Source organism: Phenylobacterium sp., from assembly GCF_030693805.1.
Classification (GTDB): domain Bacteria; phylum Pseudomonadota; class Alphaproteobacteria; order Caulobacterales; family Caulobacteraceae; genus Phenylobacterium.
On record NZ_JAUXZW010000164.1, the window covers coordinates 1 to 12,954 of the forward strand.

The window sequence follows — 12,954 nt, forward strand, 5'->3', positions numbered from 1 at the left end:
CCCGTGCGCCGCCCCCTGCCCCCAGCACCGCCACGGGTCCGGCCGCGGGGTCGAACCCCGGCGCTTGGCTCGCGAACGCCGACAGCAGTCCCAGGCCGTCGGTGTTGTCGGCCCAGATGCCGCCGTCCGGCTGGAACACCAACAGGTTGGCGGCCTCCGCGGCCTTGGCCCGTGGGGTCGTGTCGTCCGCCAGAGCCAGAGCCTGCGGCTTGAAGGGCAGGGTGACGTTCAGGCCGCGCAGCACGCCGCCGCCGCGCAGGCCCGCGATAAAGGCGGCGAATCCGTCTTCCGGCGGCGAAACCGCCACATACACCGCCTCGATCCCTGCGGCCGCGATCCAGGCATTGTGGATGATCGGGCTCAGCGAGTGGCTGATCGGGCGACCGACGACGCCAACGACCACCGATCGGGCTGTGACCGACGTCATTGGGCGAGCGCGCCATGGCGGCGCAACAGGTCGAGCAGTCCCATCAGCGGCAGTCCCAATATGGTGAAATAGTCGCCCTCGATCCGGCTAAACAACTGCACGCCGCGACCTTCGAGGCGGTAGCAGCCCACCGATCCCAAGGCTTCAGCGCCATCCAATTCAAGGTATTCATTGAGGAATTCGTCCGAAAACGAACGCATGGTCAATGTGGCGCTGACGATTTCGCGCCAGATCGGCGCGCCGTCCTGGGCCACCACCACCGCCGAATGCAGCCGGTGCGGTTTGCCCCGCAACAGCCGCAGGCGCTCGCCAGCGGCCGCCAGGGTGTCGACCTTGTCATAGAGGCCGCCCTCGAACTCGAGCGTCTGGTCGGCGCCCACCACAAGTCCCTGACGGCTGCGCGACACCTTCACCGCCTTGAGTTCGGCGAGCGCATCGGCGATTTCGCGGGGACCCTGACCTTCCGCCATAAGGGCGACTTTCACCGCGTCCTCGTCGACCCCGGCGACGGCGGTCTCGAACGTCACCCCCGCGCCGGCCAGGACCATCGATCGGGCCTGGCTCTTCGAAGCCAGAACGACGTCTGACGTCATCCCAACACCTCGACCTGGCCGTGGCCGCCATGCATCAGATTGAGCACCGCCGCGGCGGTCTCCTCCACCGAGCGCCGGGTGACGTCGATTACCGGCCAGCCCTGGCGCTCGAACAGCCGGCGCGCGCGCACCAGCTCGTCGCGGACCTCTTCAGGGTCGGTGTAGGTGCTTTCGCGGGTTTCCTTCAGGCTCAGCAGGCGGTTCTTGCGAATCTGCACCAGTCGATCCGGCGACACGGTCAGGCCGACGACCAGCGCTCGTTTGAGATCGAACAGCTTTTCCGGCGGCGGCCTGTGCGGCACCAGCGGCACATTGGCCGCGCGCACGCCGCGGTGGGCCAGGTAGATGCAGGTCGGCGTCTTCGATGTCCGAGACACGCCCACCAGGACCACGTCAGCCTGCTCCAGGTCCTGGCCGCCCTGCCCGTCATCATGTCCGATTGCGTAGTTCAGCGCGTCCATGCGATTGAAGTAGTCGTTGTCGAGCGCGTGTTGCACGCCCACCCGGCTGGTGATCGATGCGCCGAGATAGCGCGACAGGGCCGAGACGAGCGGGTCGAGCGCCGCGATGCAGGGCATGTCCAGCCGGCGGCAGCCTTCCTCCAGCGCGGTGCGCAGCTGATCGTCGACGATCGTATGGATCACCATGCCCGGCGCCTCCTCGATGTCGGAGAGCGCGCGGTCCAACTGCCGCGGCGAGCGCACCAGGGCGTAGATGTGCTCGATCGGCAGGACGTTCTCGAATCGGGCGCAGACCGCGCGAGCCAGGGCGTTCAGCGTCTCGCCGGTGGAGTCCGACACCAGGTGCACATGGAAGTAGGTGGCCAGGCGTTGCTGCGGTGTCAGGGTCATCTGCCGATTTCTGGGGATGGTTTCTGTGCATCCCTTCTACCGGAGCTGTGCGCGCTTGGGGATAGGGGAGGCTCGATCGTGCGTCTCCGCCGGCGAGGGCGCAAAGCCTGCATAACCCGGCCGGTTTGCGATCCCTCCATCCCCTGCGGCGCGGTCCGGCGGCTGCGCGACAGGGAGTTTTAGACAGCCTTGGGACGGACGACTGGACTCTGCCGATCGGCGCCGGATCCCGGTTAACGATTCCTTAAGCATTACGAGCAGCTTCGTGGTCATCCCCGCGACTCACAGGCCATACCAGTCAGACCGCGTCCTGGTATGGCCAGCCTGGGGAGAAGGTTCGCATTGTCGCAGGCGCGACTGAGTTGTCCCCGTAGCGGGCAGGGCCAACCTGCTACTTCACCCGAAAGGGAATCTAACTCTTAATTGGAAGAAGGAAGCCTGGCGCGCACCGGGCTTGAGCCGGCCGGCCGAAGACGATTTAACCGCCGGCATGAACCAGCCCGTTCGCCCTCTGCTGCTGCGCGCCCTAGATGGCGAGACCCTGAAGCGGCCGCCGATCTGGCTGATGCGGCAGGCGGGGCGCTCCTTGCCGGAGTACCGTGAGCTGCGCACGCGGGCGAAGGACTTCATCGCCTTCTGCCACAATCCGGAGATGGCGGCGGAGGCGACATTGCAGCCGATGCGCCGCTTTCCCTTGGATGCGGCGATCGTCTTCGCCGACATCCTGCTGATCCCTCGCGCGTTGGGCCAGCAGGTCTGGTTCGAGGCGGGGGAGGGGCCGCGTCTGGGGCCATTGCCATCCCTTGAGTCCCTGGCGGGCGAGGTTGAGGCGTCCACTGAGCGCTTGTCGTCGATCGGCGAGACCTTGAAGCGGGTCCGCGCGGCTCTGGAACCGGAGCGGGCGCTGATCGGCTTTGCCGGGGCGCCCTGGACGGTCGCAACCTACATGATCGAGGGCCGAGGCAGCGACCGCTCGGCGGCCCGCAGCTTCATCTACGACCACCCCGATATTCTAGACGGGCTCTTGCGGATTCTGGTCGACGCCACCGCCCGCTACCTGGTGATGCAGGCGTACGCCGGCGCTCAGGTGTTGAAATTGTTCGAGTCCTGGGCCGAGGGGCTCTCGGAGGACGTGTTCGAGCGCGTGGTCGTGCGTCCGCACCAGGCGATCGTGGCGCAGGTTCGCGCCGCCGGCGTCACCGCGCCGTTCATCGGCTTTCCAAGGGGCGCAGGCGCATTGGTGGAATCGTACGGGGAGAGCACGCCGGTTCAGGGAATCGCGCTCGACACCCAGGCTCCGCTGGCGCTGGGCCGCCGGCTGCAGGCGCGAGGCAAGACCATCCAGGGCGCGCTCGACAACCTGCTGCTGCGAGCCGGCGGTCCGGCGCTGGACGCCCGCGTCGACGCCCTGCTGGAGGGATGGGGGCAGGGGCCCTACATCTTCAATCTGGGTCACGGCGTTCTGCCGGACACGCCGGTGGCCAATATCCAGCGCGTGGTCGAGCGGGTCACCGGCCGATGACGCGCCTGGCGGTAGTGCTGTTCAATCTGGGCGGCCCGGACGGCCCCGGCGACGTGCGGCCGTTCCTTCACAACCTGTTCAAGGACCCGGCGATCATCGCGGTCCCGGCGATCGCCCGCTATCCGCTGGCCGCGCTGATCTCGTCGCGCCGCGCAAAATCGGCCAGGGCCAACTACGCCCTGATGGGCGGCGGATCACCGTTGCTGAAGAACACCCGAGCTCAGGGCCAGGCGCTCGAGGCCGCTCTCACCGAAGCCTATGAGGACGAGGTCGAGGTCCGCGCCTTCATCGCCATGCGCTATTGGACGCCGTTCGCCGAGGAGACGGCGAGGGCGGTAGAGGCGTTCGCTCCCGACGACATCGTGCTTACGCCGCTCTATCCGCAATACTCCACCACCACGACGGCCTCATCACTCACCGAGTGGTCGAGAGTGTATCGGGGAAGGGCCCGCGTGCGTACGATCTGCTGCTATCCGGACGCGTCCGGATTGGCCGCCGCGCATGCACAAGCCATTGAAAAGACTTGGCATGAGGCTGGAAAACCCGAAGGCTTAAGGCTGCTCTTCTCCGCCCACGGACTGCCGGAAAAAGTGGTCGACGGGGGCGATCCCTATCAGATTCAGATCGAGGCGACAGCGCAGGCGGTGGCGGCGCTGCTGCCCGCTGATTGGGACTGGCGTGTCTGCTACCAGAGCCGTGTTGGACCGCTGAAATGGATCGGGCCCTCCACCGACGAGGAAATCCGCCGCGCCGGCGCCGAGGGTAAGGGCGTGATCATCGCGCCCATCGCCTTCGTCTCCGAGCACGTTGAGACGCTGGTGGAGCTCGATCATGAATATGCGGCGCTCGCTCAGGCCGCGGGCTGCGCACCCTATCTTCGGGCCCCGACGCCAGGAGTGTCGCCCGCGTTCATCGACTGGCTTCGGGACGCCGTGATGGACGCGCAAGGACGGAGCGAGGCTGTGGGCCCGGCCGGAGCCTGGCGATGCTCGCTCTGCCCCAAGTGCCCGGCGTCGGCGGAGGCCCAATGACCTACGACCTGTTGCGGGGCCTGCATATATTGGCGGTGATCGCCTGGATGGCGGGACTGCTCTATCTGCCGCGGTTGTTCGCCTATCATACCCAGGCGCAGGCGGGCTCGGAGATGGATGCGACCTTCCAGACCATGGAGCGCAAGCTCTACCGGATCATCATGAACCCGGCGATGGCGGCGGCCTGGATCTTCGGCGGCGCGTTGATCTGGTTCGACGGGACGACGCGCGGATGGGGTTTCCTCGGTCAGCCCTGGATGATCGCCAAGTTGAGCGGCGTGGTCTTCCTGACCTATTGGCACCATTTCCTGGGACGAGCTCGGAAGAGCTTCGCCGAGGGCCGCAACACCCGGTCAAACCGGTTCTGGCGTATGACCAACGAACTGCCGTTCCTGGCCGCCATCGTCATGGTGCTGGCGGTGACGACCGAGTTCGGAAACCGCTGACGGCCATACCGATTACAATTGCGGCTTGACCTTCCAATGTGGACGTGGTTCCGCTGAGATACGCGGAAAGGGTCCCCTGGCCGCGCCCCGCATTATCGCCGGCGCCGCGCCCACTGGCTGCAGCCGTCGGCCCCCAAGAACGATCCGACGCGCCATGCGTCAAGTACCTATCCCTCACGCGCCCGGAGTCCGTCACGGATTCCGCGGTCGCATCCTGTTTCACGAGATAATTCAATGAACGAAGACGAACAACACGAAGCCCTGGACCTGCCCAATGATACGCAGGACAGTCAGGTCGATGGGGATTCCGGCGCCGATGGCGGCGACGAGACCTCTGAACTCAGCGCCGCAGTCGCAGCGCTCGGCCTCACCCGCATGTCGCTCCAGGAGTTGAAGGACAAGTCGCCCGCCGACCTGCTGTCCTTCGCCGAGACGCTGGAGATCGAGAACGCCAACTCCATGCGCAAGCAGGACATGATGTTCGGCATCCTCAAGACCCTCGCCGAAGAAGGCGTGGAGATCTCGGGGTCGGGCACCATGGAGGTGGTTCAGGACGGCTTCGGCTTCCTGCGCTCGCCGGAAGCCAACTACCTGCCTGGGCCAGACGACATCTATGTGAGCCCTTCGCAGATCCGCAAATTTGGCCTGCGGACCGGCGACACGGTGGATGGCGCGATCCGCGCGCCCCGTGAAGGCGAGCGCTACTTCGCCCTGGTGAAGGTCGACCAGATCAATTTCGAACCGCCGGAAAACGTCCGCCACAAGGTGCTCTTCGACAACCTGACGCCGCTCTATCCGGAAGAGCGGTTGAATATGGAGATCGAGGATCCGACCCTGAAGGATCGTTCCGGCCGGGTCATCGACATCGTCGCTCCGCTCGGCAAGGGGCAGCGCTGCCTGATCGTCGCGCCGCCTCGCGTCGGCAAGACGGTGATGCTGCAGAACATCGCCAAGTCGATCGCCGCCAACCATCCCGAATGCTACCTGATCGTGCTGCTGATCGACGAGCGGCCGGAAGAAGTCACCGACATGCAACGCACCGTGCGCGGCGAGGTGATCTCGTCCACCTTCGACGAACCGGCGACGCGCCACGTGCAGGTCGCCGAGATGGTGATCGAGAAGGCCAAGCGCCTGGTCGAGCACAAGCGCGACGTGATCATCCTGCTGGACTCGGTGACGCGCCTCGGCCGCGCCTACAACACCGTGGTGCCGTCGTCCGGCAAGGTGCTGACCGGCGGTGTTGACGCCAACGCCCTGCAACGCCCGAAGCGCTTCTTTGGCGCGGCGCGCAACGTGGAGGAGGGCGGTTCGCTGACCATCATCTCCACCGCGCTGATCGACACCGGCAGCCGGATGGATGAAGTCATCTTCGAAGAGTTCAAGGGCACGGGTAACTCGGAAATCGTCCTGGACCGCAAGGTCGCCGACCGCCGGATCTTCCCGGCCATCGACGTGCTCAAGTCCGGCACCCGCAAGGACGAACTCATCACCGAGAAGACCCAGCTGCAGAAGACCCACGTCCTGCGCCGTATCCTCAGCCCGATGGGCGCTCAGGATGCGATCGAGTTCCTGCTCGACAAGCTGCGCCACAGCAAGAACAACGCTGACTTCTTCGACTCCATGAACACCTGAGTTTCGGCCCTACCGGGTGTTTCACGTGAAACACTCGGTAGGACTGATCGCCGCAGGCTTCACAGTAGGCGTTTAGGGAATCAGCAGGCTCGAGCCGGTGGTCTCGCCGCTCGACATCCGCCGGTGCGCATCGGCGACGCGATCCAGCGGGAAGGTCTCGCCGATGGCGATCTTCACCGCCCCGGACCCGATCACATCGAACAGCGACTGCGCCGTGGCGTCGCGTTCGGCCGGCGTCGCGATGTAGTCGTAGAGGTCGGGCCGCGTCAGGAAGATCGAACCCTGCTGACGTAGCCGCAGCGGCGTGATGGCGGGTGGCGGACCCGACGCGTTCCCATAGCTCACGAACATGCCCAGGCGACCGATGCTGGCCAGGGTGTTCTCGAACGTCGCCGCGCCGACGGAATCGTAGGCGACGCGGACGCCTTCGCCTCCCGTGATGCGCTTCACCTCGGCCGGCACGTCCTGCTCGCGATAGAGGATCACGTGCTTGGCGCCGAGCTTCAGCGCCGTATCGCCCTTCGCCGCCGATCCCACGGCGGCGATCACGTCGGCGCCCAAGTGTGCGGCCCACTGCACGAGGATCGACCCGACACCGCCGGCCGCGGCGTAAACGAGGATGGTGTCCCCGCGCTGCACTGGCCATGTGCGGTGCAGGAGGAACTGGGCGGTCATACCCTTGAGCATCGCCGCCGCCGCCGTGCGCGCGTCGATCGAGGCAGGTAGCAGCGAGGCGTTCCACTCCGGGATCACATGCTGTTCGGCGTAGGCGCCGATCTGGGTGCTGGCGTATCCGACTCGGTCGCCGATCTTCAGGCGCGTGACGCCTTCGCCGAGCGCGTCAACGACGCCCGCCGCTTCCGACCCCAGACCGGTGGGCAGCGGGATCGCGTACAATCCGGACCGCTGATAGGTCTCCAGGAAGTTGAGGCCGATCGCTTCGTTGCGGATCCGCACCTCGCCCGGGCCAGGCTCGGGCGACGGCAAATCTACGACCTTCAGGACGTCAGGGCCGCCCTGCTCATGCATCCGTACGGCGCGCACGACTCAGCCGAGATGAGTCTTGAAGAAGGACAGCGTGCGGCCCGCAGCCAGCTTGGCGTCGGCCTCGTTGTAGTGCTCGCCGCCTTCACGGGCGAAGGCGTGGTTCCGCCCCGGATAGGTGTGGATCTCGATGTTCTGATCGTTCTTCATCGCCTGAAGAATGATCGCCTGCGCTTCCTTCGGCACGAACTGGTCATCTTCGGCGATGTGCATCATCAGCGGCTGGGCCAGCTTTTCGATCTCCACCGTGCGGTTCTCGATGCCGACGCCGTAGTAGGCGACGCTGGCGTCCACGTCGGTCCGGGTTGCGGTGAGGAAGGCCAGCAGGCCGCCCAGGCAGAAACCCACCGCGCCGACCTTGCCGCTGCACTCGTCCAGGTCACGCACCTGGTCGACCACCGCCGCCACGTCGACCATGCCCTGATCGACATCGAAGGCGTTCATCAGCGCGAAGGCCTTCTTCCAGTCCTCCGGCGTCTGGTCGGTGAGCTCGATTCCGGGCTCCAGCCGCCAGAACAGATCCGGGCAGACCGCCAGGAAGCCTTCCCCGGCCAGGTTGTCGCAGATCTGCCGAAGCCCGGCGTTCACGCCGAAGATCTCCTGCAGCACGATGATCGCCGGAGCCGGCGTTGATGCGGGCCGAGCCAGATAGGCGGAGAAAGCGCCGTCTTCTGTGGTGATGGTGATGGTCTCGCCCATGCGGCTGCCGCCTTCTTGTCTCGTGGAGGGTGTGGGGGCTACTAGCGCGCCCGACGGCGTGCGACCATAACCAAAGTGCTCAAACGTTCGGGAAGGCGGTTTCGATGAAAGTCACGGTAGAGGTCGACTGCAGCCCGGAGGAGGCGCGCCGCTTCATGGGTCTTCCCGACGTGTCGCCCCTGAACGAACACCTGGTGAGGGAAATGCAGAACCGCCTCGACTCCAACATGTCGATGCTGTCAGGCGACGAGCTGATGAAGAATTGGATGGCGTTCGGCGCGGGGGCGCAGGAGCAGTTCCGTAAATTGATCGAAGCCAGCCTTGGAAACATCACCAAGACCTGATGACTGACACCATCTTCGCCGCCGCGACCTCGCCCGGCCGGGCGGCGGTCGCCGTGGTGCGCCTGTCGGGTCCCGCGACCCGTGACGTCGTCCGACGATTGAGCGGGCGCCTGCCGAGCGCCCGCGTGGCGACGCTCCGGCGGTTGCGCGACGCCCAAGGCGACACGCTCGACCATGGCCTGGTCCTGTGGTTCCCCGCGCCGGCCAGCTATACCGGGGAAGACTGCGCCGAATTCCACGTGCACGGCGGCGCGGCCGTCGTCAGCCGGTTGCTTGAAACCCTCGCGGTCGCCGGCCTGCGCCTGGCGGAGCCGGGGGAATTCACACGGCGCGCCTTTCAGAACGACCAGCTCGGCCTCGCGCAGGCCGAAGCCGTGGGCGACTTGATCGACGCGGAGACAGACGCTCAACGGCGCCAGGCTCTGGCCCAGCTCGACGGCGCGCTGAGCGGCGCCCAACGTGAATGGCGCGCCGCGCTCACCGAGGCGTTGGCGATCTTCGCGGCCGCCGTGGATTTCGCCGACGAGGAGGTGCCGGCGGATGTCGCTCGCCGCGCGGAACCGATCCTGGCCGGGTTGATCACCGAGCTGAACACTGCTGCGGACGATGCGCGGCGCGGAGAGCGGGTGCGGGAGGGCTATCGCATCGCCCTGATCGGCGCGCCCAACGCGGGCAAGAGCACCCTGCTGAACCGCCTCGCGGACCGCGAGGCGGCGATCGTCACCGCGACGCCGGGCACCACGCGGGACATAATCGAGGTCCCTCTGCACCTGGCCGGTTACAAGGCGATCCTGGCCGATACCGCCGGTCTGCGCGACTCCGACGACGAGATCGAAGCCGAGGGCGTTCGCCGTGCGCGCGCCTGGGCAACTGAGGCCGACCTGCGCGTCTGGGTGATCGACAGTTCGGCGTCGGCGCCCGCGTCTCAGCCTGATGCTCTTCAGCCCGACGACATCTGCGTCCTGAGCAAATCAGACCTGCGCCCGGGACCGGCGACGGCCTGGGCGCGTCAGGCCGGTATGGCCAGCGGGCTCCACGTGGTGTCAGTATCCGCGGACGATCCCGGTCAACTCGAAGCGTTGCGCGCGCGGCTCGCCGACGCCGTGACCTTGTCCCTTGGGGCAGGGGAGATCCCCACCGCGACGCGCCTGCGCCACCGCGAGTTGCTGGCGGCGGCGGCGGATGAGCTGTCGCGTGCGCGAACCTGCGTCGATGCGCCGGAACTTGCCGCCGAGCATGTGCGCCTCGCCGCCCGCTCATTGGATCGGATTACGGGTCGGATCGATCCGGAGGCGGTGCTGGGCCGGATATTCGCGACATTCTGTATCGGAAAGTAGTGTTTCACGTGAAACAAGCCGCGGTGACCCGGGAGCCGCGATCGACTATATGAGCTCTCGCGCACGTGGCGCGATATGCGAGGCGGCGAGCTTGAGCTCCTGGGACGTGATCATCATCGGTGGCGGGCACGCCGGCTGCGAGGCGGCCGCCGCATCCGCGCGCTTCGGCGCGCGCACGCTGCTGCTCACCCATAAGCTCGAAACCATCGGCGAGATGTCCTGCAACCCGGCCATTGGCGGCCTGGGCAAAGGCCACCTGGTGCGCGAGATCGATGCGCTCGACGGGGTGATGGGTCGCCTGGCGGACCGCGCCGGCATCCAGTTTCGCCTGTTGAACCGGTCGAAGGGCGCTGCTGTGCGCGGGCCTCGTGCTCAGATCGATCGGCGGCAATACCGCGAGGCGATGCAGGGCGAGCTCGCCGCCACGCCGAACCTGACCGTCCGAGCTGAAGCCGTCGAGGATCTGATCGTCGACGGCGACCGCGTCACGGGCGTGCTCGGCGCCACGGGCGAAACCTATTTTTCGGGCCGTGTGGTCCTGACCACTGGCACCTTCCTCAAGGGGGTCATCCATCAGGGCGAGCAGCGCATCCCCGCAGGCCGGGTCGGGGAGGCGCCGGCGATCGGCCTGTCGGACCGCCTTTACGCCCTGGGTCTGAGGATGGGCCGCTTGAAGACCGGCACGCCGGCCAGGTTGGATGGGCGCACCATCGCCTGGGACCGCCTGGAGATGCAGCCCGGCGACGATACGCCGTCCGCCTTCTCGTTCCTGTCCGGCCCGATCCTCACCCGACAAGTCGCCTGCGGGGTCACCCACACCAACGCCGAGACCCACCGGATCATCGCCGAAAGGCTCACCGAATCCGCCGTCTACGGTGGTCGCGCGGTGGGCCGGGGTCCCCGCTACTGCCCGTCGATCGAGGACAAGGTCGTGCGGTTCGCCGACAAGACCAGCCATCAGATCTTCCTCGAGCCCGAGGGCGTCGACGACGACACGGTCTATCCGAACGGCGTCTCCACATCGGTGTCGGCCGAAACCCAGGCCTTGTTCCTGCGCACCATCGCAGGCCTCGAAGCCGTTGAGGTGAAGCGTTACGGCTACGCCATCGAATACGACTACGTGGACCCGCGCGAACTCTCGCCGACGCTGGAGGTGAAGCGCCTCGCCGGCCTCTACCTCGCCGGTCAGATCAACGGCACCACCGGCTATGAGGAAGCCGCCGCGCAGGGGCTGGTCGCCGGCCTCAACGCCGCACGGGCCGCCTCGGACGCCGAGCCCGTGGTTTTCGGCCGCGACGAAGCCTACATCGGCGTCATGATCGACGACCTCGTCACACGTGGTGTGACCGAGCCATACCGGATGTTCACCAGCCGTGCAGAGTTCCGCCTGTCCCTGCGCGCCGACAACGCAGATCAGCGGCTGACATCGCGCGGTCTCACCCTGGGCGTGGTTGGCGCACTGCGGCGCGATGCTTGGCTGCAGAAGGCCGAAAATCTCGCGACAGCGCGTGTCCGCGCCGCCGAGTTGACCCTGACGACCGCCCAGGCGCAACGCGCCGGGCTACCGGTCAAGGCTGACGGGCAACGCCGCAACCTCACGGAATTGCTCGCCTATCCAACGATAGGCTTTGACGAACTGGCTCAGGTTTGGCCCGAGATCGGCTCATGGAACGCCGAGGTGCGAGAGCAAGTTGAGATTGACGCCTCGTACGCCGGCTACCTCGATCGTCAGGCGGCCGACGCCCTTGCGTTCCGCCGCGACGAGGACCTGACCCTGGATCCCGCCATCGATTATTTCGCCATCGGCGCGCTTTCCAACGAAGTGCGCGACAAGCTCGACGCCGTGCGCCCGCTGACGCTCGGACAGGCCGCGCGCATCGAAGGCGTCACGCCTGGCGCGCTCACGGCATTGCTGGCCCATGTCCGACGTCGCGCCGCCTGACGCCCCACCCGCACCCGTGGTTTCGGACGCCGCCAGCTTCGCTGCGGCGACGAACGCCACGCCTGCGCAGATGGCCGATCTCGAGGCCTACCGCCTGCTCCTCGCGGACTGGAATACGCGGGTGAATCTGGTCGGCGCTTCGACGCTGGACGCGTTCTGGTCGCGGCACGCGTGGGACAGCGCCCAGATCGCACCCTTGGCGCCCGAGGCGCTGACCTGGGCCGATTTGGGCACCGGCGCGGGATTGCCGGGCGTGGTGCTGGCGATCCTCGGCAAGGGCCGGCCGGGGTTCCGGGTGCACTTGGTCGACAGTCTGGCTAAGCGTTGCCGGTTCCTCACCGAGGTCGTCACGACCTTGGATCTGCCCGCGCAGGTGCACAACGCTCGCGCCGAAAATCTCAAGCTGAAGGTCGACGTCGCCACCGCGCGCGCCTGCGCGCCGATGACGCGCCTGCTCGCCTTCGCCGAGCCTTACCTTCGCAACGGCGCGCAAGCCCTGTTGCTGAAAAGCCAAGATGTTGTGTCCGAGCTTGAAGAAGCTACAATATCTTGGGACTTTGACGCGGAAGTCGTGCCGAGTCGAAGCGATCCGCGGGGGCGTATCGTGCGCATCAGGAGGCTAGGCCGTGCTCGAAAAGCCTGATCAGCCCATGCGCGTCCTGGTCGTCGCCAACCAGAAGGGCGGCGTCGGCAAGACCACGACCGCGATCAATCTCGGCACTGCCCTGGCCGCGGTCGGCGAACGCGTGCTGCTGATCGATTCCGACCCGCAGGGCAACGCGTCCACGGGCCTGGGCGTCGGACGCACCCGGCGCAAGATCACCCTCTACGACGTGCTGATGGGGCCTCAGTCGGTGCTTGAGGCCGCGGTCCACACCGAGCTGCCCGGCCTCGATCTGATCCCCGGCGACGAAGATCTATCGGGCATCGAGCTTGAGCTGGGTCATCAGCCGCGCCGTTCGTTCAAGCTGCGCGACGCGCTGGAGCCGGTGCGCCGCAGCGGCGCCTACACCTATGTGCTGGTGGATTGCCCCCCGTCGCTCAGCCTGCTCACCGTCAACGCCATGGCCGCGGCCGACGCCGTGC

The 12,954-nt window shown here is 66.8% G+C and carries 14 protein-coding genes; 9 read left to right on the top strand and 5 right to left on the bottom strand.

Going from position 1 to position 12,954, the window contains the following annotated elements; all coding sequences use genetic code 11:
* The 3 genes from Q8M88_RS06925 to Q8M88_RS06935 all read right to left on the bottom strand — a co-directional run.
* Nucleotides 1-427, bottom strand: a 427-nt coding sequence (locus tag Q8M88_RS06925) for a shikimate dehydrogenase (RefSeq protein ID WP_371132644.1), incomplete at its 3' end; no start/stop codon positions are given.
* Complete coding sequence (locus tag Q8M88_RS06930; protein WP_305595739.1) at nt 424-1,020, bottom strand: Maf family protein; 597 nt, start codon at nt 1,018-1,020, stop codon at nt 424-426. The genes Q8M88_RS06925 and Q8M88_RS06930, both read right to left, overlap by 4 nt.
* Complete coding sequence (locus tag Q8M88_RS06935) at nt 1,017-1,871, bottom strand: pyruvate, water dikinase regulatory protein (RefSeq protein WP_305595741.1); 855 nt, start codon at nt 1,869-1,871, stop codon at nt 1,017-1,019. The genes Q8M88_RS06930 and Q8M88_RS06935 overlap by 4 nt, the downstream gene beginning before the upstream one ends.
* Nucleotides 1,872-2,361: 490 nt before the next feature.
* Here Q8M88_RS06935 and hemE point away from each other — a divergent pair, with 490 nt between their 5' ends.
* The 4 genes from hemE (at nt 2,362) to rho (ending at nt 6,502) form a co-directional block, all read left to right on the top strand.
* Nucleotides 2,362-3,393: a uroporphyrinogen decarboxylase gene (hemE, locus tag Q8M88_RS06940; RefSeq protein WP_305595743.1), complete on the top strand. Its 1,032-nt coding sequence runs from the start codon at nt 2,362-2,364 to the stop codon at nt 3,391-3,393.
* Nucleotides 3,390-4,424, top strand: coding sequence for a ferrochelatase (gene hemH / locus Q8M88_RS06945; protein WP_371132645.1), 1,035 nt, complete (start codon nt 3,390-3,392; stop codon nt 4,422-4,424). Before hemE ends, hemH begins: the two co-directional genes overlap by 4 nt.
* Nucleotides 4,421-4,870, top strand: coding sequence for a CopD family protein (locus tag Q8M88_RS06950; protein ID WP_305595745.1), 450 nt, complete (start codon nt 4,421-4,423; stop codon nt 4,868-4,870). Before hemH ends, Q8M88_RS06950 begins: the two co-directional genes overlap by 4 nt.
* A gap of 234 nt (nt 4,871-5,104) precedes the next feature.
* Complete coding sequence (gene rho, locus Q8M88_RS06955; protein WP_305595747.1) at nt 5,105-6,502, top strand: transcription termination factor Rho; 1,398 nt, start codon at nt 5,105-5,107, stop codon at nt 6,500-6,502.
* 72 nt (nt 6,503-6,574) lie between these two features.
* Here the strand turns inward: rho and Q8M88_RS06960 are convergent, their stop codons facing one another.
* The gene (locus Q8M88_RS06960) at nt 6,575-7,546 is read right to left on the bottom strand and encodes a quinone oxidoreductase (protein WP_371132646.1); all 972 of its coding nucleotides are present in this window, start codon (nt 7,544-7,546) and stop codon (nt 6,575-6,577) included.
* A 3-nt stretch (nt 7,547-7,549) separates the two neighbouring features.
* On the bottom strand, nt 7,550-8,245 hold the full coding sequence (locus tag Q8M88_RS06965; protein WP_305595749.1) for a dienelactone hydrolase family protein: 696 nt from the start codon (nt 8,243-8,245) through the stop codon (nt 7,550-7,552).
* Nucleotides 8,246-8,349: 104 nt separating this feature from the next.
* Between Q8M88_RS06965 and Q8M88_RS06970 the strand changes: the two genes are divergently transcribed.
* The 5 genes from Q8M88_RS06970 to Q8M88_RS06990 form a co-directional block, all read left to right on the top strand.
* Nucleotides 8,350-8,589, top strand: coding sequence for a DUF6489 family protein (locus Q8M88_RS06970; RefSeq protein WP_305595751.1), 240 nt, complete (start codon nt 8,350-8,352; stop codon nt 8,587-8,589).
* The gene (gene mnmE, locus Q8M88_RS06975; protein ID WP_305595753.1) at nt 8,589-9,926 is read left to right on the top strand and encodes a tRNA uridine-5-carboxymethylaminomethyl(34) synthesis GTPase MnmE; all 1,338 of its coding nucleotides are present in this window, start codon (nt 8,589-8,591) and stop codon (nt 9,924-9,926) included. Before Q8M88_RS06970 ends, mnmE begins: the two co-directional genes overlap by 1 nt.
* Nucleotides 9,927-9,975: 49 nt before the next feature.
* Nucleotides 9,976-11,868: a tRNA uridine-5-carboxymethylaminomethyl(34) synthesis enzyme MnmG gene (mnmG, locus tag Q8M88_RS06980; protein WP_305595755.1), complete on the top strand. Its 1,893-nt coding sequence runs from the start codon at nt 9,976-9,978 to the stop codon at nt 11,866-11,868.
* Entirely contained in the window at nt 11,846-12,511 is a 666-nt protein-coding gene (gene rsmG / locus Q8M88_RS06985; protein ID WP_305595757.1) for a 16S rRNA (guanine(527)-N(7))-methyltransferase RsmG, read from the top strand. Before mnmG ends, rsmG begins: the two co-directional genes overlap by 23 nt.
* Before the next feature lie 7 nt (nt 12,512-12,518).
* On the top strand, nt 12,519-12,954 hold a 436-nt coding region (locus Q8M88_RS06990), incomplete at its 3' end, for a ParA family protein (protein WP_305595761.1).

Coding starts and splice junctions, on each gene's coding strand:
- Q8M88_RS06970 (WP_305595751.1), top strand. CDS start 8,350: ATGAAAGTCACGGTAGAGGTCGACTGCAGCCCGGAGGAGGCGCGCCGC.
- Q8M88_RS06950 (WP_305595745.1), top strand. CDS start 4,421: ATGACCTACGACCTGTTGCGGGGCCTGCATATATTGGCGGTGATCGCC.
- Q8M88_RS06965 (WP_305595749.1), bottom strand. CDS start 8,245: ATGGGCGAGACCATCACCATCACCACAGAAGACGGCGCTTTCTCCGCC.
- Q8M88_RS06935 (WP_305595741.1), bottom strand. CDS start 1,871: ATGACCCTGACACCGCAGCAACGCCTGGCCACCTACTTCCATGTGCAC.
- hemH (WP_371132645.1), top strand. CDS start 3,390: ATGACGCGCCTGGCGGTAGTGCTGTTCAATCTGGGCGGCCCGGACGGC.
- Q8M88_RS06930 (WP_305595739.1), bottom strand. CDS start 1,020: ATGACGTCAGACGTCGTTCTGGCTTCGAAGAGCCAGGCCCGATCGATG.
- mnmG (WP_305595755.1), top strand. CDS start 9,976: ATGAGCTCTCGCGCACGTGGCGCGATATGCGAGGCGGCGAGCTTGAGC.
- rsmG (WP_305595757.1), top strand. CDS start 11,846: ATGTCCGACGTCGCGCCGCCTGACGCCCCACCCGCACCCGTGGTTTCG.
- mnmE (WP_305595753.1), top strand. CDS start 8,589: ATGACTGACACCATCTTCGCCGCCGCGACCTCGCCCGGCCGGGCGGCG.
- hemE (WP_305595743.1), top strand. CDS start 2,362: ATGAACCAGCCCGTTCGCCCTCTGCTGCTGCGCGCCCTAGATGGCGAG.
- rho (WP_305595747.1), top strand. CDS start 5,105: ATGAACGAAGACGAACAACACGAAGCCCTGGACCTGCCCAATGATACG.